We start from the raw sequence: 20748 nt of genomic DNA, 5'->3' as shown, positions 1-20748 counted from the left end.
TCCTTCGGCTAAATGTTAAAGTCAATCATGTTTTCAGCTATTTCATTAAAGGATTCTTCTGATTCCTCTGCATAGCCGTCCCAAGCATCTTTTGCCCAAATTTCAAAGCGACTGGATACACCAAGTACGACACATTCTTTTTCCATCTTTGCGTACTCGCGAAGATTCGCAGGTAACATAATGCGCCCTTGTTTATCAATTTCGACTTCGGTAGCACCAGAAAAGAAAAAGCGAGTAAATGCGCGAGCATCTTTTTTGGTCATTGGTAGCTGTTTGAGTTTTTCTTCGAGTTTTCGCCATTCATCCATAGGGTATCCGAACAAACAATTGTCTAGTCCGCGTGTGATGACAAAGTTGCCTTCTAAGTGATCGCGAAACTTCGCTGGCACAATCAGGCGGCCTTTTGCATCGAGCGAATGCTGATATTCTCCCATGAACATGCTACTCACCCCACTTTATGAATTAAACATACCACAATCCCCCACTTTCCTCCACCAATTTTCTAGAAAGTAGATAAAAAAATTCAAAAATACTAGATGACTTGATTTTGAGACACAAAAAAGCCGCCACAAGGGCGACTTCGTTAACTCATATGCACAACGTAATGCTTGCCGTCTAATTTATAAGGTACTGCCAGTAACTCATCGATCAATCCAAATCCGTACTTATTCAAATAGGCAAGTGGTGAATAAATACGCTCTTGAAGTGACCCAGTAGGTACTAATTCATTTTCAATCGCTTTATAAGCAGCAACATGAGTATCAAATCGTTGCAAATACACATCTTCGATTTGGTGCTCTAAAAATGTAAATTGTCGCTTATGAAGCGCTTTGTTCTTTTCAAGTAAAGGATCTATCTTAATAGACTCCTCATGTAGTGTAGATTGGAGCTCTTCATACTTGGCATCAAGCCACGCATTCATCTCGCGAATCGATGCCACAACTTGTTCATTTTTTTGCGCATCAATAAACGCATGCATCTGGCTCGGAAGATGACCTGCCCATGCATCTTCGACTGTCACTCCAAAATCTTGCATCTTTTTCTCGATTGAATTAGGAAGAACCGTAACACTGTAGCGCGGAGCGACAATGGGCATCTTTAAATCCATCACTTCAAATGCGTCTTTTAACAATGCCCAGTAAGCAATTTCTCCCGGACCTCCGACAAACGTATGCACAGGGAACAAGAACTGTTGCATGAGTGGACGCGTCACTACGTTGTGACTAATACATTCAGGATTCATTTCCACTTCATCAAGTAGTTGCTGTTTCGTCCAAGATTGTCCGAGTTCTTTGTTCGTAAATCCCGTTTCTGTCGCTTCAAGTAAGTAGCGATGGGCATCTTTTACATAGAACAAATGAGCATTTTCAATTCGGCACTGAATCGGGAAGCCAAACCCTTCGCTTGCTAATCTCTGTTCCGCATCGTAAACTGCACGTCTTAATTGATCATTTCGTTCAATTAACAGTTTTGTAAATGGCTTTCCTAGATGACGCATCCCTTGGTCAGAAGAATTGATAAACACTAGACCATAATTTTTAAAGAAATGCTGGAACGCTTGTAAAAAGAATTCTTTATAAGAGCCGTGTTGTTCTGAAAGCGTCACTAGAAAGTCCCACAATTCTTTTGTATACGCTGTCTCCGGCAATTCATGAAAGGCTTGACTAAGTAGACCTCGCAACTCTTGAGCATCGATTTGTTTATCTGCTACCATTTCAGTTGAGAGCTGTTCAACCGCTAATGAGAGCTTTGAAACATCTCGATTTTTTTCAATGAAGAAATGATTTACCTCTAAGATGTCATGGTCTTCACCTGCCATCCAGAAAACCGGCACTACTGGTTTATTTGTTTTAGCTGTTATCTGCTTTGCTAAATCAATAGCTGTGACTGCCTTGTGAATCGAATAGAAGGGTCCAGTTAGTAAGCCCGTTTGTTGTCCTGTAATGGTGACTGCTGCACCTTCTGAAAGCAACTGTAGCGACTCTTTTTGGCTAGTACTCAATGAAACAGTTTTCATAGAGTCTTGAATCGCTTCGACGAGCATTCCTCGTCTTTCTTCTGAAAACCGCAGTTCTTGAAAACGACGCTCCCATTCCGTTTCTCCCCACGGGTATGCGAAGTAGTTCTCGACCTGATTAAATTTTGTTATATATGTAGAATAAAAATCCGATGCTTTTGGCTGCGGATGTGTGGTTACGTTCATAAGGACACCTCTTCTGAATTCAATACGTATACGAGTATAGCAAACAACTATCTTTAATTAAAACTATCCGCTTACATATTGAGAGATAGAACGAACAAGACCAATCACCCAACCTAAAAAGTACAATGTTGATAAAACTAAGAAGTAAATGCGCCAAAGTAAGCGCATGATGACTTGTGGTCCTACATCACTCTTGTTTTTCCATAAAATAGCGACAACTAGGATAGCAATAAATAAAAGAAGCAAGAGAAGATTTGTCCAAGCGTTTGGGACGGATAGCCAGTCATAGACTGCAGCAACCGCAAAATATAATACGACTGTTGTCACATCTGCGGCTATTCCTAAACGTTTTCTTTTCCGGATTCGAAGTAGCCGGCCAATGAACCATGCCCCGACAAACACTATCACCGGAAAAACAATCAATATAGATAAAATCGTTTGAATGGAACTCACTCCTTTTTAGATTGAATCATGGAATAGAGGTAAGAAGTGATAGGCAAGTATGCATTTCGAGCTTCTGCTTGCTCGAGTAGCGGCAGGACAATAGCTGAAATTTCTGTCTCTCTGCCAGCCTTGATATCTCGACGCATCGAAGAAGAATTGGTAGCTGTGCGTTTGATCAATTCAAACACTTCCTCCAATTGTACATAGTCTTCTAAAGTCGGAAATGCCACCACTAGTTCATCGTAATGAGCAATGACCGCTTGTTGCAACGAATCATTTACAGCCAGTTCACCATTGGGTACATCTAACAAAGCAGTTAATGGATTGATTAACGTATTCAATACAGCTTTTCGCATTAGCACCCGGTCAATATCATCCGCCCACGATACAACTGGAGCCAATTGCTTTATGAAAGGTTCATACAGCGGATTGTCACCGACACGAATAGAACCATTGCCGGTATGCACCAACAGGTCTTCTTCAATGCCTGCCCCGTGATCAATACTTCCAAATAAGCAATAGTCTTTTCCTAATGCGGCCTCAACCTGCTTACGAATGAGTCCATTTTGTAAAAATACAATTGGCCCGGTTCTATTGTGTAAAAGCGGATAAACACTCTCTAAATGATACGTTTTTGTCGCAACAAAAACGAGGTCAACTTCATTAAGTAATGTGGTATCTTGTGTCCCCATAAATGAGACAAGTTCTACTGAACCTTCTGGAGATTGATAGAGGACAGGGAACGACTTTTCAGATCGTGAGTACACCACTACTGAGTGTCCACTATCTTCTAGCAACTTCGTGACAAGTAATCCAATCGCTCCAGCTCCCACAACTGCAATGTGCATAGACTCACCTCTTCTCTGTTAGAAAAAAGCCTACCCCTAAAGGGTAGACTATTTAAACAGGAAATACTGGATGTTTACGTGGTGGTGCAGGAATGTGTTTCGTCGCATACAGCGCTAGACGATCCACAAGCTCTTGACGCAACTCAGATGGCGGGATGATTTCATCGACAATCATCTCAGATGCCAATTTGTAAATATCAATTTCCTTTTTATATTCTGCATGTTTTTCTTGTACATATGCAAGTCTTTCTTTTGGATCTTCAATGGATTCAATCTTGTTTGAATACACTGCATTCACTGCTGCTTCTGGACCCATGACAGCAATTTGGGCTGTCGGAAGCGCTAAACAGACATCTGGTTCGAATGCAGGGCCAGCCATTGCATACAACCCAGCTCCATACGCTTTTCGGACAACTACAGAGATTTTAGGTACAGTAGCCGAACTCATTGCTGCAATCAATTTCGCCCCGTGACGAATAATGCCACCACGCTCAACTTTTGTTCCAATCATGAATCCTGGAACATCCGCTAAAAACAAGAGTGGAATATGGAACGCATCACATAACGAGATGAACTTCGCGCCTTTATCCGCTGAATCAATGAATAGCACGCCGCCTTTTACTTTCGGTTGATTCGCAATGATACCAACAGGTTTACCGTCAATGCGGGCAAGACCCGTGATCAACTCGGACGCAAACAACTTTTTAATCTCAAAGAAAGTCCCTTCATCAATCAATTGATCAATGGCTTCGTACATATCAAATGGTGCATTTTGGTTTTCTGGAATAATCTCTTCAAGCGAGCGCCCCGCTTTTGGTTTCACAGCATCTACAACCGGAGGCTGCTCCAAGAAGTTGGCTGGGAAGAACGCAAGATATGATTTGGCAAGTTCAATCGCATGTTCTTCATTGTCAGCTAACACGTCTCCGCATCCACTAACTGAACAGTGCATGCGCGCCCCACCCATTTCTTCGAGCGTTACTTTCTCCCCGATTACTTTTTCGGCCATACGTGGTGAACCTAAATACATCGATGCGTTCCCATCGACCATGATGACAATATCACAGAACGCCGGAATATATGCACCACCTGCAGCGGATGGGCCGAACAATAAACAAATCTGTGGTATAAAACCTGATAGACGCACTTGGTTGTGGAAAATACGTCCTGCACCGCGACGGTTCGGGAACATATCTAACTGATCCGTAATACGCGCACCTGCCGAATCCACCAAATAGAGAAGTGGCAAACGGTTTTTTTCTGCGACTTCTTGGATGCGAATAATCTTCTCCACAGTTCGTGAACCCCATGAACCAGCTTTGACTGTCGAATCATTCGCCATGACACACACCATTTGGCCGCCGACTTTCCCCATCGCCGTGACCACGCCATCTGCCGGAAGATCGCCTGCCTCACTATTTGCAAACTTTGCGTCTTCTTTATACTCGCCATTATCAAATAACAGCGCGAGACGATCACGAACAAACATCTTGCCCTGCTCTTTCATTTTTTCATGGTATTTTGAAGCTCCACCCGCAAAGATTGTCGACACCTTTTCTTCTAAACGCTCATTATATGGTTTTGTGACCATACCCATCTCCCCCCTTGTTGTCTTATTCGAATGTGACGAGCGTGTCCCCTTCGTTTACAAAATCCCCTTCGTTTACGTGTACTTGCGTGATTTTTCCCGATTGATCAGACTCCACAGGAATCTCCATTTTCATTGATTCAAGAACTAAAACGACGTCTCCTGTGACGACTTCTTCTCCGACTGCTTTATTTACTGTGAATACTGTTCCTGCCATTGTTGAAAGTAATGTTTTCATGATTGTTCCTCCAGTTTGTATTTTCTATAGTGATCGATTACATTCGTTGCATAACTTCCTTGCTCGAACTCTCTAAATGTCAGGAAGTCTTTAAAGAACGACAAGTTCGATTTAACCCCTTCAACTTGGACCTGTGCAAGAGCATCTTTCGCACGCTCGATTGCTTGTTCGCGGGAATCACCTGAGATAATGATTTTCGCAATCATTGGATCGTAATAAGGTGTGACAGAGGTACCTTGCGCATAGCCCCCGTCGATTCGAATCCCCTCGCCTTGTGGAAACTCAAGTGTCTCTAATTCCCCTGGTGATGGCATGAAGCGCTCTGAATCTTCTGCGTAGAGACGAAACTCGAGCGCATGACCTGCCACTGACAAGTCATCTTGACTACGAATTGGTAACTCGTTGCCCATTACTGTTAGTAATTGCCATTCAACTAAATCCTGTCCTGTAATCAACTCTGTTATCGGATGTTCTACTTGAAGACGTGTATTCATCTCCAAGAAATAGAAGTTTTCATCTGCGTCCATAATAAATTCGACAGTTCCAGCATTTTTATAGTTCACGGCCTGCGCTGCTTTAACTGCCGCTTCATAAAGTTTTGCTTTTGTTGCGTCCGATAATGCAGGTGACGGCGCTTCTTCGATGACTTTTTGATTGCGTCGTTGCACAGAACAATTTCGTTCAAACAAGTGATAGACGTTACCTGTTGCATCTCCAAAAATTTGAACTTCGATATGACGTGCCGGCTCGACAAACTTTTCTACGAACACAGCATCATTGCCAAAGTAGTTTTTCGCGCGTGTTTTGATGCCAGTGAATTGTTGAGCGAGCGTTTGCTCATTTTCACATTTCACCATGCCAATACCACCACCGCCGCCCGATGCTTTAAGCATGACGGGATATCCGATCGAGTTAGCATATGTCACGGCATCTTCAGCAGTCGCCAATCCTTCTTCAGTCCCAGGGACAACTGGCACCCCAGCCAGTTTCATCGTCTCCCGTGAAGCAATTTTGTCGCCCATCTTATCAATGGTCTCAGCAGAGGGACCGATGAAGCGAATTCCTGCTGCTTCAATCTCCCGAACAAATTCTGCATTTTCAGAGAGGAACCCATAGCCAGGATGAATAGCGTCTACCTGCTCTTCTTTTGCAACACGTAGTATTTCTGCTTTATTTAAATAGGATTGGTTAACAGGTGCTGGCCCTATCAGATGCGCGACTGTTGCCTGCTTGACAAAAGGCATCTCTGCGTCAGCTTCTGAATAGACAGCCACTGTTTCAATCCCCATTTTTTCGCATGTACGTATGATACGACTTGCGATTTCTCCCCGATTCGCAATAAGTATACGTTTCAAAACATTTCTCCCCTTCCCACACGTTCTAAGTCTATACGAAACATGAAAGCGATTTCAACTATGAATTGACAAATTAATTCAAATTGTCCGCACTTTTTATTTCTTACGTGCTAAAAATCGGTCTACCGCTTCGTGGTGTGCATCCAGTTCCCATAACTTTGCACACATGCGCGCCTCATCTAGCACTCGTTCATATACTTCAGGCTTACGCAACTCAGTTGTTAAAAGAGTTTTATAAGACTTTGCAACGGACGGATGCAATTGCTTCATCTGTTTTACAAAGTCAGCTACTGCGGCCCACTTGTCGCCTGAATAAACGGAAGTCGCCCACCCCAGATCTTTTAGTTCATCTGCGGGTAGTGGCTTTGCCTCTGTTGTAAATTTCAATAATTTATCGTAAGGAATGCCCTTTAGCTGAAGGAATGTCGTACCGCCCCACCCAGACGTGATAGCGAGGGTCCCTTGTACAAAGCCCGCTCGTGCATGTTGACTAACCAACCGGTAATCGCAAGCAGATGCGATCTCAGCACCGCCACCGATTGCGGTGCCGTTCACAAGCGCAATGACCGGTACAGGTTGAGTGGCTAATTTGTATAAAAGGGTCGCCATTCGTTCGTGGATTTCAAGAGCTTGTTGCTCCGTACGTAGAGAGTGGAACACAGATAAATCCCCCCCACTACAAAACGCCTTGTCCCCTTCACCCGTGACAACCCCAAACTGCACATCTTCCTGGGCGAGTTGCTCAATAAATAGAGCAAATCCGTCTACCACTTCATGATTGACGGCATTATGTATTTCAGGTCGTGTAATTTGAAACTGAACAATTCCATCTAACTTTGTGATACGAAAGCTCATGAAAAATTCCTCCCATAGAAAAAAGACTAGTAGAGAGCCATGGCCTCTCTGCTAGTCTTTATTATACGGATAACTCAGAAAGTTATCAGTATTAAGTGTGTCGCAAATACTGAATTATTTGCTTACAACTTCTTTCCCTTTGTAGTGTCCGCATGACTTACATACGCGGTGAGCCAATTTCGCTTCACCACAGTTTGGGCATGCTACCATACCAGGTACAGATAGTTTGAAATGCGTACGACGCTTTCTTTTTGCAGTTTTAGAAGTTCTTCTAAATGGTACAGCCATTGATGGCACCTCCTTACAGATCTATTCGTCTGTTTGATCAAAATACTTAGCTAATTCAGCAAGTCTTGGATCCGTTTTTTGTTCGCCAGCTTCCTTTTCCTTCAGTTCTTCTTCCGTTGCATAGCTCCAAAAGCTTCCACCCTCAGGTCTCGGCTCGTCTGCATCTTCTTTAAAAACTTGAAGAGGAATGGTTAAAAGAATCAGTTCCTCCAATACCGGGTCAACGTTGATGACTTCTCCTTCAACAGGATGGACATTATCGCTTTCCTCAGCATGCTCTGACCAATCAAACACTTCTGTTGAATCGATCGAATACGGAAACTCCACATCTTCCCATGTCCGAGAACTTGGTAAAATGAGGTGTCCTTCTAAATGAAAGTGGCAAGTTAAACTCGTTGCACCAACTGTACAACGGGCTTTTACATGTACGGGTGATACGTGCCGAATCTCAGGATTTCGCTTCATCAGTTCAGGAAGCTGAACTTCTTCGTCAATTTCCATATGACTACGACGGTATTTCGCCAATTGATGAATTGTCCATTTCATACGTTTATCACCTCAAGACAACAAAGTTGATTATATAACGTGCAGAAATAGATGTCAAGATAATTTCTTGTCACCTGTTTTCCCTGCGCGTATACTGTTACTAGTATACGAAGGAGCGATGAAAATTGAAAGCAACAGGGGTCGTTGTAGAACATAATCCTTTTCATAATGGACATGCTTATCATGTTCAACAAGCTAGAAAAGTTACAGGCGCAGACATTGTTATTGCAGTAATGTCCGGCAACTTCTTGCAAAGGGGTGAGCCTGCTCTAGTCGATAAATGGACGCGAGCAAAAATGTCACTATCTAGTGGTGTCGATATTGTCGTCGAGTTGCCATACCGGTTTGCTACCGCATCTGCAACGGAGTTCGCACAAGGAGCCATTCATCTGGCCAATGAATTAAAATGTGACTCCTTTGTATTCGGAAGTGAGCACGGAGAAATTGAAGATTTTATCACGACATATCATCTAATTGCTACCAATCGAGAGTACTATAATTCACAAATTAAGCATTCCCTCTCCCAAGGAAAAAGTTATCCTATGGCGTTACAAGATGCTTTTCAAAGCTTACATCCTCATTCAGAAACGTCTGTTGACTTAGCGCAACCTAACAATATTCTCGGCTATCATTACGTAGAAGCCGCACAAGGAAAACCGATTCAACCTGTCACTATTCAGCGTATCGGGGCTGGGTATCATGATTTTATCGAAGAAGGCCAAACAATAGCGAGTGCGACTGGTATTCGCCATTCGTTGTTTAAGACGATGAGTATTCCAGGCGATCACGTACCAGCAGCTACCTACCGATTATTGAATGAATGGTATAACACCTACCAACAATTTGCGAGTTGGGAACAATTTTGGCCGACATTACGCTATGCCATCCTTTCAAAAACACCCGATCAATTAAGAGAGCATGCTGAAGTGACAGAGGGTATAGAATTTGCAATTCATAAACATGCGAAGACAGCCACAAGTTATCAGGAGTTTATGCAGTTGTTAAAATCAAAGCGCTATACATGGACTCGACTCCAACGTATGATGACCCATATTTATACAGGATTTCTGGAATCACAACGCACGAAAGAGATGCCAGACGCTGTTCGACTCCTCGGCATGACATCAGCTGGACAGGCGTACCTGAATCACCACAAAAAAGCCTTTGAGCTGCCGCTCGTCTCTCGTCTAGCCAGTAGCGATTCACTTTTCCTTGCCCACGATACCCGATCTTCGGATGTCTATTACTTAGGGTACTCATCTAAACAGCTTCATAACCAAGTAGGTCAAGAATATAAAAAGCTGCCCCTTAGGATTTAGGGGGCAGCTTTTCTAAGTAATCAAGTGCGTCGTCGATTGTTTTGACAGGCACAATTTCAATATCTAAACCTAGTTCTTCTTTTGTTTCTATGGCGGCTTGATAATTACTCAATAGGTTTGGGTTCGTTGCAAGAAGGTCTTCTGAAATCTCATCATCTGGTGCAAACATAAAATCGACACCTTCTTCAGCTGCCGCTACGACTTTTAAATCCACTCCACCGATGCGACCCACTCGGCCGTCAGCCAGAATCTCACCAGTCCCTGCGATGCTATACCCTTTTGTTAAGTCGCCTTCAAGTAATTGATTCATGATTTCTAACGTGAACATTAATCCCGCAGATGGCCCCCCAATTTCGTCAGATTGGAATGACACTTCACGCTCTGTCGTAATCTCTTGATCTTGTTGATAGGAAATTCCAACAGCCGGACGGTCTGGAATCTCTGGGATGCTTCCTAAAGTAATTTCAACATCTCGTTTCTCTCCGTCACGATCAATTGATAATTGAATCGTATCGCCGACTTCTTTTGTTAAAATAAATTCTTGAAGCGCTTGTTCACTCACATCCGCGTTCCCGTCAATCGCTTGGATCCGGTCTCCAGGACGAAGCGTACCGTCTGCTGGACTTCCTTTGACAACTGAATAGATGAATAATCCATTGTTTATCAATTCATATGGTTCGTCAGTTTTGTCATATGCTACTTGTATAGCATTGAGTTGTGAATTCGACATCAGTTTTAACTGACGCACTTCGTAGGCTTCATCATCTTCATCTTCTCGCCGAATTTGATTAGCTTTCATTAAATGGTCTGGATCTTTCAATGACTGATAAATATAAGTAGCGGGCGTTGCTTTAGATAAAGCGATTGTCAATAGACGTAATTCACCCGTATCTCCCGCATCTTTATTTTCTACTTCTACAATTGGAGACAGTTCGTATGCGCCACCGGGTTTTGAAATATAATAATCCAGCGGATAAAACAAAACTAGTAAGGCTAGTACAATTCCAATTGGACCTGCCCATCTTTTCATCTCTTTTCCCCCTCTAGTAACTTGAGTAAGGAGCGAAGCCCATTCACCACATTGTGCAGGTCAGTTGCCTTACACTGATGTTTCTTGGTCTACTGTTTCCTTCTGCATCCTTTGGTGGCGCCTCTAAAGGCGTTACTCTTTTTTTAACTGTACTCATTCCTTTCATGAAACAGTCATTGGAACGAGGCTATCTAAAATCCCCGTCTTTGCTTCTGGCTGCTTTACAATTCCCAAGTCCAATGTTACTACTGGCATTTGTAGGTTTAGAAAGTTTAGGTGATCGAACAATCGGCTTTCAACTTCTTCTGCTCATCCATAGTATTAATTTGAGTATAGTGGGTTTATGGATGCTTCGCAAAACATCTACAACTTCTCCTGTTGCTAAGCGTTCGGCTACCACAGCTCCATTTTTTCAATCAATAGCTGAGACATTAACCATTAGTGCTGTGTCCGTCATTGTCAGTAGTTCAGCTGCTGAAGTAGTCATTCAAACCTTTGTCTTGCCAGATGCTATGGCCACTCTTCTTTATGGTCTACTTGAACTATCTGCTGGTATTGAGCAAGCATCGGTTACTGGCGCTACATTGCCTTACTATGGACTAGTTCTTGGTTTTACTGGAATGAGCATTCACTTGCAGAACTTGCTGTTACTTAGAGGTTCTGGGATATCATTTTTCCCTTACTTTATAGCCAGAATTTATACGATGATTGTTTTAGTGAGTGCTCTTTATTTTTTGACGTAAAAAAGAAGCACTAGGCTTCCGAATTCGTAAATTTTTCGCGCAGTGCTTTTTCAACAGGTGCAGGGACGAATTCATGGAGCTGTGCTTCATATTTGGCAACTTCTTTTACAATACTAGAACTCAAGAAGGAATATTCATTTTTAGTCATGATGAACAATGTCTCCACTTGATCGTTTAACTTTCGGTTCATTGACGTGATCTGCATCTCATATTCGAAATCCGATACAGCGCGTAATCCGCGTATAATAGCTTGTGCATTTTCTTGTTTCGCATAATCTACTAATAAACCTGAAAAGGTGTCCGCTTCGACATTTCCAAGATGTGCTGTAGATTGTTCAATCAGGTTCATACGCTCTTCTACAGTAAATAGTGGGTTTTTCGATGAATTATTTAAAACGACTACTTTGATTTTGTCAAAAATCACCGATGCTCGCGTGATGATGTCTAAATGACCATTGGTGATAGGATCAAACGAACCTGGAACTACTGCAATTTTCATTGTGTCGAACTCCTTTTATGTTCAAAGAATGAGATGCTCAAACTTCCATATTGTTCTTTACGGTAACAACTAGCAGACGGAATGAAATCTTCTACGTTTACTTCTTTTGCATGTTCACAAATAATGAGACCATCTTCTTTCAACAACCCCATCTCTATGATCGTTTCTGCCAAACTATACAACTTGATTTGCGCATAAGGAGGATCAAGAAAAATTAAATCAAATGCAACTCCTCGCTCTTGCAAATCCTCTAAAACGCGCCGTGCATCACCTTTCATAATCTCAGCTTGTTCAGTAAAGCGTGCTTTTTCTACGTTTTCTTGAAGAACTTTTACGGCTTTCCCGTTTTTTTCAACGAAGACTGCATAGTTTGCACCTCTACTAAGTGCTTCTAAACCAAGAGAACCCGATCCAGCAAATAAGTCGAGAACAAATTCTCCTTCAAAATAAGGTCCAAGAATGTTAAATAAAGATTCTTTTACTTTATCTGTCGTAGGGCGTGTCGCATCCCCTGGTACTGCTTTTAATGGTATACTTTTGCGACTTCCGGAAACGATACGCATCGTGTTTCCCCTTTCCAAGTTGTGCGATATTTAGTAAATTAACATAAGAACTGTACCAAGAAAGGACGATTTTCATGATTCAGCGATTGATAGAGTTAGGCGAAGGGTATGGGGATGTGTTTGAGCTTTGTGAACTAGCAAAAACAAACAAACATCGAATTCTTCATGCGTTTATTTTACATGGCAAGAAAAATGACAAAAAAAGTGTCTCCTTGGCATTGGCATTGAAACCAGCTGGAGACGTACCATTTATCCCTATATATAGTTGTCGGGAAGGTATCCCTTTTCAAGAGCCGAAAACCGAAAGACAGCTCATGTTCGAACGTACTTTGCACGAACTTGATGTCGTACCCGTCACACTTGAAGTAAAACATTCTAGTGAATTTGGATCGATTGATCATTACCATCAAGCACTCATTGCGATAATGCGTCTAAACCATTTGCTGCCGCCTTTATCATAATCCGATTTTATAATCGTATTCTTTCGCTTTATCAGGTTTCGAGTTTTCATATTCCGTGTTAATAAATGGTCGCTCTGAAGGCATTAGCTTTTTAACGAACGGAAGTTTTAAAAGTCTTGTTGTAACAGACTCGATATCTTCTTGATTCATATACAACACTACGTATTTTAATTTTCTAGAAATATAGTAGACATGTCCGTATTTACGAAGTGTCTTCGCATGCTTTAAATGATTAACATAGACGATTAACCCTTGTCTTGGAATCATACAGATCCCCCTCTTCTAAATTTGCTCAAATGACGAATTCATAGTAAGTTTAGTCTACCACAGCAGGGAAATTCTGAAAACTGAATGTATTGGAGGCAATTTTTATGACACGTAAACGAACCATAGCTTTAGTTGTTGCTGCGGCAGCTGGTACAGCTTGGGCGGGAACGAAAGTACTCTCCAAACCGCAACCACGCTCGCAGAAATCTGTACTTGCAACAGAACAACCGATTGTATTAGCTCATCGAGGTGGCTCTAATAATGCGCCTGAATCTACTTGGCTTGCGTTTGAAAAAGCCGCAGAACTGGGTGTTCACGGCTTCGAAATTGATTTACGTATGACAAAAGATGAACAAATTATCGTCTTTCACGATGACACTGTAGATCGCACAAGCGGAGCTACAGGCTTAGTCAGTGAAATGACGCTTGATGAGATTCAATCCATCGACTTTAGTGAAAAGTTTGTAGACCGCGCAAAATTTTCATCCGAGGAACTTGAAAAAGCAAGAATCCTAACGTTACAAGAACTGTTGGATCGTTTTCCGTTTCTCTATATAAATATGGATATGAAAGACGCCCCTACCTCTTATGAAGGCTCACTGATGCCTTCTAAATTATGGCGCGTTATAGAAGAAGCTGGAGCACTGGACCGTGTTGTAGTGACGAGTTTCTTCGACGAACAAATCGACCGCTTCAATCTGTACGCACAAAACCGGGTAGCGTTAGGGGCAGGTGAAAAAGAAGTACGAAAAGCATATACCGCATACACGAGTCAGTTCAAACATCTCTATCACCCAAAAGCGGATGTATTCCAGCTACCTACGAAACATAAATCAATTCGCTTAGACACCGCCGGCTTTATTCGATTCTTGCATTCACTAAATATTAAAGTGCATTACTGGACCATTGATCAACAAGAAGACATGAAGCGTCTACTTGAAAACGGAGCGGATGGAATTGTGACCGACAGTCCAGAAGTGGCCGTGCAACTCATTCAAGGAGAAGGCCATTAAAAAAAAGCCCCCGTAGGAGCTTTTAAGCAGAACATGCACAACCAGATCCCGTTCCACATCCCGTACTACACGAGCCTGTCGCACTCTGAAAGAAAGGGTTGCTGACAGGTACTTTAATATCTGTTGAAACCGCGTGAGCAATAAGCAGACTGAGTTCATCTAGCAAATCTTGAACATCATTTTCAGCCGCTTTCAACTCTGCAACTTGTGGAATAAGGTCCATCTCTCGTTTTTTGATGCGGATTTTGGAATTAATAGTTTTATAATCTGGGTGATACTTTCCAAATCGTTGAACTTCTTCATACGTCTCTTTCAGACGTGAAAACTCATGAACTACTTTCGCCACTTCTGGGGACGCGTACACGTCCGTGTGGGCTTTATAATAAGCTGACACGATTTCAGAGTTCATGACGAACGTGTTAAGTTCATCTACTTCATCCAAGATCGTAAGCCAGTCAGATGTCATCTGCATGATGATCCCTCCCGCTTCATCATACCAAATTTTTATAAAGGGGAAAACCAACTTGCATACAACTTCTACCATTCAAAGCTTTTTAGAACAAGCTACAGAGACTGAAAGAAACTTACTGGAGACATTCGTCAACAGTCTTGAAGAAAAACGTCAAGGTCGTTATACGACATTTGTCAATGCAGCATTCCAGTTTGATATATCCTTTCCAGATGAGACGTGCCGAGTAGACATGCCGATCACACCTTTAACGGTCAATTCGTTCGGAATGCCACACGGAGGAATTGTAGCAACGTTAATCGATAATGCAATGGGCTTCTTAGTGAACAAAGATTTACGCCCGCAAGGAAAAGGCGCTGTTACCACGAATTTGACGATTCATTATACGAAAGCAACAACTGAGCCGTCTGTATATAGCATTGCCTCTTACTTACATAAAGGTCGTCAAACACTTGTATTGGAAGCTTCTGCATATGATGCAAAAGGGACAAGAATCGCGTATGCTACAGGCTCATTCTTTGTGATTGACCTGCCCACTCAAAAATAATGGCTTTATCATGAAAAGGAATGGAAACACCACGATACGCAATTTCTCGTTCGTTCCCTTTTCCAGCAATTATTATAGGTTCACCTACATTACTCGTCTCGAGCGCGTACCAAATCGCCACTTTTCTGTCAGGCATGACAAGTGCGTCTGGTGCGTTTTTTTTCATGTCTAGCAGTGGCTGTAAAGGTTCTTCAAAACGTGGATTGTCTAAAGTGAATATAACTCTCTTGCATTGTTTTGATGCGATGCAACCAATCGTTCCCCTCTTCTTGCTGTCTCTGTCCCCTCCATATCCAATCACAATCGTACTATTAAAATACCGCTCACCATTTGGTCATTTATGACAGATGGCGGCGGTACTGTTATTCGGACTCCTCTTGAGCAATCTCTATAAAATTTTGCGTGTAATACTCTGAAAAGACTCCTACTCCAAGATGCGTATAAGTAGGTTCAAGAATCGTTTCTCTATGCACTTTTGAATTGATCCAACCATTGATGGCTTCTATAGGATCTCTGTAGAGGGCGGCACTATTCCCTCCAGCTCTTTTGAATGGGATTTCAAACTCTTCCAGTTTGTCTTCGTATTTAGAAAGCTCAAATTCCTCTTGCATCACTATCTCACTCTTTGCAAGCTCTTGACTATATTCTCTAGCAATTTGAGCAAGCGCAGGATACGTATTTAAAGCTTCGACGCCATGACGCATACGATACAAATTGGTCAAGTCGAACAATTCTCGTTCAGCAGCTCGGTCCACAGCATTTTGAATTGCTGACGTTGGATACGTTGTTTCGACCATTTCCCCCTCGTAGTAGGTGTCGTATGCACGGTGCATCAACAATACTTCAGGAGTAATAAAACGCACCCCTTCTAATTGATTGTCGAAAGTATCAATGTAGAGTTGGGCGAATAAACCTTCGTATTGAACCAAGATTCGGCGTTGTGTATCGGAAGGACTCAATGACAGGACATAGGTGCTGTCATTTAACTCCAGTCCGATTTCAGGAAGCACTAATGTGAACCTATAAATCTCTTCGAGTGATTGCCCCACCTTATAAGGATTGACCTGTGCATCTTCTCCGGCAGCATATACTTGATTAATGATGCCATCTTCTACACCCACCATTTGATAACTGATCACATCATGTTTATAAATATGCCATTCATAATTATACAAAGAAGGTTCGATTCGAAGTGGATCACCATAAGCCTTTCGCCATTCTTCAATTGGTTTCCCTACAAAAGTCGAGACTCCTTCTTTCGGTCGCGAAAAAACATTGTAATCAGGAGTTGAGTCTGTCAAATTCTCTTGAGGCAATACTTGTCCTGTTTGTCTTTCTTCTGTTAAAAGCTCATTTTCTTGAACCGGTTGATCAAATAAGACGAAAGCAAAGACAACTATAACTGCTGCTATAAATAACTTCGCTAAATTGTTCATCTGCTCTCCTCCCTTTTCATTTTAGTATAGCAGTGAGCGCTGTTCTGACACAATGTTGTCATTGCATCAGATCATATTTTCCTATACTATTAAGTAGAAGAAATAGGGTGAAAACCTAAAGGAGGGTGTTCCATGTATTTTGAAAATACTGGTCTAGAGAATTTAGTAGTGGATTTGAACCTACTGGATGACATTATGAACAAACATGGAATGGTTCGTGCTGGTGCATGGGACTATGAGCGTGCTACGTATGACAAGAAGTTTGTAATTCGTGAGGGCACATATTACCTTCGCGTGTTTACGTATACAACGGATGGAGATGTCGGTGCACACGATGCGATGATGACTCTAATGAAGCCGGTTGTTGGAAAGCACTACTATCCACACGGTGTTGAATACGGAGAAGATGAAGTGTTCCCAAAACACTTACTAAAATCATGTGAACAAACGCTTGCAGCTATCCGTGCTGACTTACAAGCATTTGAGATTCGCGCATAATTTGAAAGGAGTAGAGGTCACTCTACTCTTTTTTCTTACCTACTTCTAAAGGAGCGCATGCAGTGAAAGTGAAACGAATCGATCGTACACTAGTACGAAATATTATTTTACTAACTATCTTAGCTATTCTCGCACTTGTCATTTTGCCGGTCTCGGTACCTATCATTTTGGCATTACTTGTTGCCATTTTTGTTGAACCACTTGTACATTTTTCACAAAATCGCTTTAAGTTGAGCCGCAAAACTTCCGTAATAGTGAATTACACACTAACGTTCGGATTGTTTATCCTCTTATTTTACTTTATGATTACTTCATTAATTTCACGCATTATCGAATGGTCAAAAGCCTTCCCTTCTTACTTAAACGATTTGGGTGTTATATGGATCAATTTACAAAATCAACTTTTTGATTTAACTGCAGGTCTTCCCCTCGAAGTCGTGGAGTCCATTCAAACTGAAGTCGATGCCACTTTAAATAGTTTACAACTTTCACTTTTAGCAATTGTCAATTACGACAACATCACAAGCTTGTTGGCTGGAATTCCAAATTTGCTTGTAAGTTTTATTGTGTTTTTAATTGCTCTCTTTTTATTTATGTTAGATCTACCAAACTTGCGTGGGAAGTTTTTTAGTTACTTCTCTAACGAAACTGCAGATAAAATCTTATTTATGTATTCTGGAATTAAACGCGTTATTTTTGGTTTTATGAAAGCCCAAGTAATGGTGAGTTTCATCATTTTATTTGCTAGTTTAGTTGGCTTATATATTATTATTCCGGAATATGCATTAGTGATGGCCCTTATTATCTGGGTAATTGATGTAATTCCAATACTCGGCTCCATTATTATTATGGCGCCTTGGGCAATTGGCGCATTCGCGATGGGAAATATCGCACTTGGAACAAAATTAACTATTTTAGGAATTATTCTTCTGATCATTCGCCGAACAGTCGAACCTAAAGTTATGGGTGTTCAAATGGGACTCTCCCCACTTGCTGTTTTAATCGCTATGTTTATTGGTGCTAAATTATTTGGCTTGGTAGGCTTTATCGTAGGCCCATTGGTCGTTATCATTTTCACGACAGCTAAAGAAGCTGGCATTATTAAATTAGATTTCAAACTATAGTAAAAGCCTTTCCGATCAAAGTGATCGGAAAGGCTTTTTATTAATTCCCTAATATTGCTTTAAAAAGTGAAGTCGTTTCTCCACCCGTATAGAATACGTAAAGAAGACAATAGACAGCGACTCCTGTAATAGCTACAAAAAACCAGACTACTGATGTAATTGGTCCCCATTTGCGATGTTTTTCGATGTTGTTTTTGAGACCTAAGTAAAGTGTGGTAAGACCAAACACAGCACCTGTAGTCGCCAAAATAATATGGAAGATTAAAAATAGCGTGTAATAAATTTTGATATCGTCTGGTCCACCAAATGCTGTGTTTCCAACAAAAAGTGTGCGCGATACGTAAATAATAAAGAATGTTAATGCCGATGCAGCAGCAGCTAGCATCGTTTTTTTATGTGCTTCAATTTTTCTTTGCTTGATCAAGTACCAGCCAATTGCGACTAGTATAGCACTGAGTACAATAAAAAATGTACTGATTGTTGGCAATAAGGGTAGCGTCATTCCAATTCTCCTTTAAGTCTTTATACTCTCGTTTGAAGATCGCGAATAGCTTGTTCTGTAATTTCATCTGCTCGGTCTTGCTCATTACGGTACCAAGCAAAAAATACACTCGATAACAATACAGCATAAATGAGCTCTTGGATAATTTTCATAATGATTCCGCCAAGCTGTTGATCTTCATGAGCTGACATGCTTGTAAATAATTCTGGTCCAGATAAAGATAATTGGGAAAGAGTCGATGCTGGAACACAAAGCTCCATCGCTTTTTGCCAAGCATCTGCATCTGTATAAGTAGCATACATCGGGTCACTTGCAAAAATGATAAGCGCACAAGCGGGTGTAATTAATACGGCACTTCCTATAATAAATCCAATTTTTTTGAGCCCATGTAGCGTTTTTTGATTTTTCGTCACATCGACCACAGACCACCACATAAAGATGGCAGATAAGAATAACGCGAATGTCACTACGGTGTGTAAAATTTCATTCATTTTGATTTGATCAAAAATTAATGGAATGTGGTAGAAAGAAAAGAATACACTAAATACAACTAGCGCTAGCAATGGCTTTGTTACAAAATTAAAGGGTTTTGCAAAAAGCGGTTTGCTGAGAAGCGTCTCCCAAATCCACCATGGAATCCCTTTCATCAGGAGAATCGGAATTAATAGTAACAGTATAGCCATTTGTGCCATATGTACCGAGAATAAAATATGACCTATCAAGTCAACAGGTGATCCTTTGACGATGTACAGAAGTAGCATACTCCCTACAAAGTATGAACGTTCTGAAGATGTTACTGGCTCAGACACAGCAAAGCGATGACGTCCTGGTCCGGTGATATAGAAATAGCCCGCTGTGAGTAGAGCTAGAATAACAAATAGATAGGGACTCCAGTTTGCGACAAAACCGAATTCTGAAATTGACAAGGTATCTCACCTCTCCTTATGCAGTCACTACTTGTATTATAGCCCCGAAATGCGTTCACATCAATGAACAGGGAGTGAACATTCTTATTAGATGTGGAGCCGACTGGTCAGAAATTGTGCGAAATGACAGCGGAGCCCGTGAAGCGTGTTTTGCTTCATGGGATGCGATGGCTTTTTGCGGGATTTCTAGGAGGCGCAACTCGATTTCATTCGAAGTCGAAACCCGATAACCCGAGATGTGGAGAACTCCACTCTAGAACTTTTAATGTCGTCAATCTCTGACGCTACGGTAGTGAGTTCCAGGGGGAGCATACCGGAGCCTCCTCTTGGCATACGAGAAGCTTGCACTTCTCGCAGCCGAGGAGACTCACGACGCGCCCTCGGAAAGCAGCCCCTCCACTCAACTCTAGTCTTGGAAGAATCTGTGCCTGTCACCCAATCAAATGAAGTGAAATAAATAAATCCCAGCAGTTCCCAAAAGGTACCTGTCCCCCAAACAATTCCAACACAATTTATAAATATGTATACAATAACGCAAAAATCAGCTGTCAATTTGCATGATGAATGAATAGTCATGAATGTCAGAATAGTGTTTGGGACAGGTACCTATAAATAAAAAAAGACCCCCAAAACCGGGGGCCTTTCTCACTTACCACCAAACAATCGTTAAGAATGTGATGATAAATGTGAAGCCGAACAATGCGCCACTGTATAAGAAGAACGCAGCCATGTTATGGCCTTTATCACTCATATGCATGAAATAATAAAGTTGAAGGACTACTTGTACTGCTGCAAGCAGCAAGATGACAGGTGCTACATAAAATGCAGACATGCCTGCAGCTACTGTTGCAAAAGCGATAAATGTTAAGAAAATCATAATCGCAAAAGTAACGACTTGCATTTGCATGTGATGTGAACGTTTGCGACGCGCGTATTCATATTGTGTCTTGTTTTTCGCTACAACAACATGTGTATCGTGACCCATC

General features: G+C 41.7%; 27 protein-coding genes. 7 read left to right on the top strand and 20 right to left on the bottom strand.

The window, feature by feature from the left end:
• Positions 1 to 8: 8 nt before the first annotated feature.
• The 10 genes from mraZ to JOD03_RS01055 all read right to left on the bottom strand — a co-directional run bounded on the left by mraZ (position 9) and on the right by JOD03_RS01055 (position 8365).
• A complete protein-coding gene (gene mraZ, locus JOD03_RS01100; RefSeq protein WP_204588971.1) occupies positions 9 to 440 on the bottom strand; it encodes a division/cell wall cluster transcriptional repressor MraZ in 432 nt (143 codons plus the stop codon).
• A gap of 143 nt (positions 441 to 583) precedes the next feature.
• On the bottom strand, positions 584 to 2203 hold the full coding sequence (bshC, locus tag JOD03_RS01095) for a bacillithiol biosynthesis cysteine-adding enzyme BshC (protein WP_204588970.1): 1620 nt from the start codon (positions 2201 to 2203) through the stop codon (positions 584 to 586).
• Between the two features lie 63 nt (positions 2204 to 2266).
• Positions 2267 to 2656: a DUF3397 family protein gene (locus tag JOD03_RS01090; RefSeq protein ID WP_204588969.1), complete on the bottom strand. Its 390-nt coding sequence runs from the start codon at positions 2654 to 2656 to the stop codon at positions 2267 to 2269.
• Positions 2653 to 3495, bottom strand: coding sequence for a ketopantoate reductase family protein (locus JOD03_RS01085; RefSeq protein ID WP_204588968.1), 843 nt, complete (start codon positions 3493 to 3495; stop codon positions 2653 to 2655). Before JOD03_RS01085 ends, JOD03_RS01090 begins: the two co-directional genes overlap by 4 nt.
• 52 nt (positions 3496 to 3547) lie before the next feature.
• On the bottom strand, positions 3548 to 5086 hold the full coding sequence (locus tag JOD03_RS01080) for an acyl-CoA carboxylase subunit beta (protein WP_204588967.1): 1539 nt from the start codon (positions 5084 to 5086) through the stop codon (positions 3548 to 3550).
• Positions 5087 to 5108: 22 nt separating this feature from the next.
• The gene (locus JOD03_RS01075) at positions 5109 to 5321 is read right to left on the bottom strand and encodes an acyl-CoA carboxylase biotin carboxyl carrier protein subunit (RefSeq protein ID WP_204588966.1); all 213 of its coding nucleotides are present in this window, start codon (positions 5319 to 5321) and stop codon (positions 5109 to 5111) included.
• A complete protein-coding gene (locus JOD03_RS01070; RefSeq protein ID WP_204588965.1) occupies positions 5318 to 6676 on the bottom strand; it encodes an acetyl-CoA carboxylase biotin carboxylase subunit in 1359 nt (452 codons plus the stop codon). Before JOD03_RS01070 ends, JOD03_RS01075 begins: the two co-directional genes overlap by 4 nt.
• A gap of 96 nt (positions 6677 to 6772) precedes the next feature.
• Positions 6773 to 7531 (bottom strand): enoyl-CoA hydratase/isomerase family protein, encoded by a 759-nt coding sequence (locus JOD03_RS01065; RefSeq protein ID WP_204588964.1) that lies wholly within the window; start codon positions 7529 to 7531, stop codon positions 6773 to 6775.
• Between the two features lie 114 nt (positions 7532 to 7645).
• Complete coding sequence (rpmF, locus tag JOD03_RS01060) at positions 7646 to 7819, bottom strand: 50S ribosomal protein L32 (protein WP_094941571.1); 174 nt, start codon at positions 7817 to 7819, stop codon at positions 7646 to 7648.
• Between the two features lie 21 nt (positions 7820 to 7840).
• The gene (locus tag JOD03_RS01055; protein ID WP_204588963.1) at positions 7841 to 8365 is read right to left on the bottom strand and encodes a YceD family protein; all 525 of its coding nucleotides are present in this window, start codon (positions 8363 to 8365) and stop codon (positions 7841 to 7843) included.
• Positions 8366 to 8490: 125 nt separating this feature from the next.
• On the opposite strand from JOD03_RS01055, the gene JOD03_RS01050 reads away from it, so the two are divergent.
• Positions 8491 to 9684: a nucleotidyltransferase gene (locus JOD03_RS01050; protein WP_204588962.1), complete on the top strand. Its 1194-nt coding sequence runs from the start codon at positions 8491 to 8493 to the stop codon at positions 9682 to 9684.
• On the opposite strand, the gene JOD03_RS01045 is transcribed toward JOD03_RS01050, so the two are convergent.
• The gene (locus JOD03_RS01045) at positions 9674 to 10714 is read right to left on the bottom strand and encodes a SepM family pheromone-processing serine protease (protein WP_204588961.1); all 1041 of its coding nucleotides are present in this window, start codon (positions 10712 to 10714) and stop codon (positions 9674 to 9676) included. The genes JOD03_RS01050 and JOD03_RS01045 overlap by 11 nt on opposite strands.
• Before the next feature lie 77 nt (positions 10715 to 10791).
• On the opposite strand from JOD03_RS01045, the gene JOD03_RS01040 reads away from it, so the two are divergent.
• Positions 10792 to 11457, top strand: a complete 666-nt coding sequence (locus JOD03_RS01040; protein WP_204588960.1) for a hypothetical protein — start codon at positions 10792 to 10794, stop codon at positions 11455 to 11457.
• Between the two features lie 10 nt (positions 11458 to 11467).
• Here JOD03_RS01040 and coaD read toward each other — a convergent pair whose 3' ends face one another.
• Together coaD and rsmD are read right to left on the bottom strand one after the other, a co-directional pair.
• Positions 11468 to 11956 carry a pantetheine-phosphate adenylyltransferase gene (gene coaD / locus JOD03_RS01035; RefSeq protein ID WP_204588959.1) on the bottom strand — a complete coding sequence of 163 codons (489 nt, stop codon included), beginning with the start codon at positions 11954 to 11956 and terminating at the stop codon, positions 11468 to 11470.
• Positions 11953 to 12519: a 16S rRNA (guanine(966)-N(2))-methyltransferase RsmD gene (rsmD, locus tag JOD03_RS01030; protein ID WP_204588958.1), complete on the bottom strand. Its 567-nt coding sequence runs from the start codon at positions 12517 to 12519 to the stop codon at positions 11953 to 11955. The genes coaD and rsmD overlap by 4 nt, the downstream gene beginning before the upstream one ends.
• A gap of 74 nt (positions 12520 to 12593) precedes the next feature.
• On the opposite strand from rsmD, the gene JOD03_RS01025 reads away from it, so the two are divergent.
• The gene (locus tag JOD03_RS01025; protein ID WP_204588957.1) at positions 12594 to 12980 is read left to right on the top strand and encodes a DUF7147 family protein; all 387 of its coding nucleotides are present in this window, start codon (positions 12594 to 12596) and stop codon (positions 12978 to 12980) included.
• Here JOD03_RS01025 and JOD03_RS01020 read toward each other — a convergent pair.
• Complete coding sequence (locus tag JOD03_RS01020; RefSeq protein WP_204588956.1) at positions 12975 to 13247, bottom strand: YlbG family protein; 273 nt, start codon at positions 13245 to 13247, stop codon at positions 12975 to 12977. The two genes, JOD03_RS01025 and JOD03_RS01020, sit on opposite strands and share 6 nt — an antisense overlap.
• 104 nt (positions 13248 to 13351) lie before the next feature.
• Between JOD03_RS01020 and JOD03_RS01015 the strand changes: the two genes are divergently transcribed.
• The gene (locus tag JOD03_RS01015) at positions 13352 to 14260 is read left to right on the top strand and encodes a glycerophosphodiester phosphodiesterase family protein (protein WP_204588955.1); all 909 of its coding nucleotides are present in this window, start codon (positions 13352 to 13354) and stop codon (positions 14258 to 14260) included.
• A 22-nt stretch (positions 14261 to 14282) separates the two neighbouring features.
• On the opposite strand, the gene JOD03_RS01010 is transcribed toward JOD03_RS01015, so the two are convergent.
• Entirely contained in the window at positions 14283 to 14732 is a 450-nt protein-coding gene (locus tag JOD03_RS01010) for a YlbF/YmcA family competence regulator (RefSeq protein WP_204588954.1), read from the bottom strand.
• A 52-nt stretch (positions 14733 to 14784) separates the two neighbouring features.
• On the opposite strand from JOD03_RS01010, the gene JOD03_RS01005 reads away from it, so the two are divergent.
• The gene (locus JOD03_RS01005; RefSeq protein ID WP_204588953.1) at positions 14785 to 15276 is read left to right on the top strand and encodes a PaaI family thioesterase; all 492 of its coding nucleotides are present in this window, start codon (positions 14785 to 14787) and stop codon (positions 15274 to 15276) included.
• On the opposite strand, the gene JOD03_RS13895 is transcribed toward JOD03_RS01005, so the two are convergent.
• Both JOD03_RS13895 and JOD03_RS00995 read right to left on the bottom strand, forming a co-directional pair.
• A complete protein-coding gene (locus tag JOD03_RS13895; RefSeq protein ID WP_420837244.1) occupies positions 15233 to 15577 on the bottom strand; it encodes a hypothetical protein in 345 nt (114 codons plus the stop codon). The genes JOD03_RS01005 and JOD03_RS13895 overlap by 44 nt on opposite strands.
• A gap of 61 nt (positions 15578 to 15638) precedes the next feature.
• On the bottom strand, positions 15639 to 16712 hold the full coding sequence (locus JOD03_RS00995; RefSeq protein ID WP_204588951.1) for a CAP domain-containing protein: 1074 nt from the start codon (positions 16710 to 16712) through the stop codon (positions 15639 to 15641).
• Positions 16713 to 16844: 132 nt separating this feature from the next.
• On the opposite strand from JOD03_RS00995, the gene JOD03_RS00990 reads away from it, so the two are divergent.
• Both JOD03_RS00990 and ytvI read left to right on the top strand, forming a co-directional pair.
• Positions 16845 to 17210 carry a YugN family protein gene (locus JOD03_RS00990; RefSeq protein ID WP_204588950.1) on the top strand — a complete coding sequence of 122 codons (366 nt, stop codon included), beginning with the start codon at positions 16845 to 16847 and terminating at the stop codon, positions 17208 to 17210.
• Between the two features lie 62 nt (positions 17211 to 17272).
• On the top strand, positions 17273 to 18334 hold the full coding sequence (gene ytvI, locus JOD03_RS00985) for a sporulation integral membrane protein YtvI (protein WP_338032417.1): 1062 nt from the start codon (positions 17273 to 17275) through the stop codon (positions 18332 to 18334).
• 40 nt (positions 18335 to 18374) lie between these two features.
• Here ytvI and JOD03_RS00980 read toward each other — a convergent pair whose 3' ends face one another.
• The 3 genes from JOD03_RS00980 to ctaF form a co-directional block, all read right to left on the bottom strand.
• Positions 18375 to 18836: a DUF420 domain-containing protein gene (locus tag JOD03_RS00980; protein WP_204588949.1), complete on the bottom strand. Its 462-nt coding sequence runs from the start codon at positions 18834 to 18836 to the stop codon at positions 18375 to 18377.
• A 20-nt stretch (positions 18837 to 18856) separates the two neighbouring features.
• A complete protein-coding gene (gene ctaG / locus JOD03_RS00975) occupies positions 18857 to 19762 on the bottom strand; it encodes a cytochrome c oxidase assembly factor CtaG (protein ID WP_204588948.1) in 906 nt (301 codons plus the stop codon).
• Positions 19763 to 20411: 649 nt separating this feature from the next.
• Positions 20412 to 20747: a cytochrome c oxidase subunit IVB gene (ctaF, locus tag JOD03_RS00970; protein ID WP_204588947.1), complete on the bottom strand. Its 336-nt coding sequence runs from the start codon at positions 20745 to 20747 to the stop codon at positions 20412 to 20414.
• Position 20748 lies beyond the last annotated feature (1 nt).

The organism is Chryseomicrobium aureum (assembly GCF_016909155.1).
Lineage (GTDB): Bacteria > Bacillota > Bacilli > Bacillales_A > Planococcaceae > Chryseomicrobium > Chryseomicrobium aureum.
Note: the sequence above shows the minus strand (reverse complement) of the source record. Positions and strands in the feature narration are given on the sequence as shown.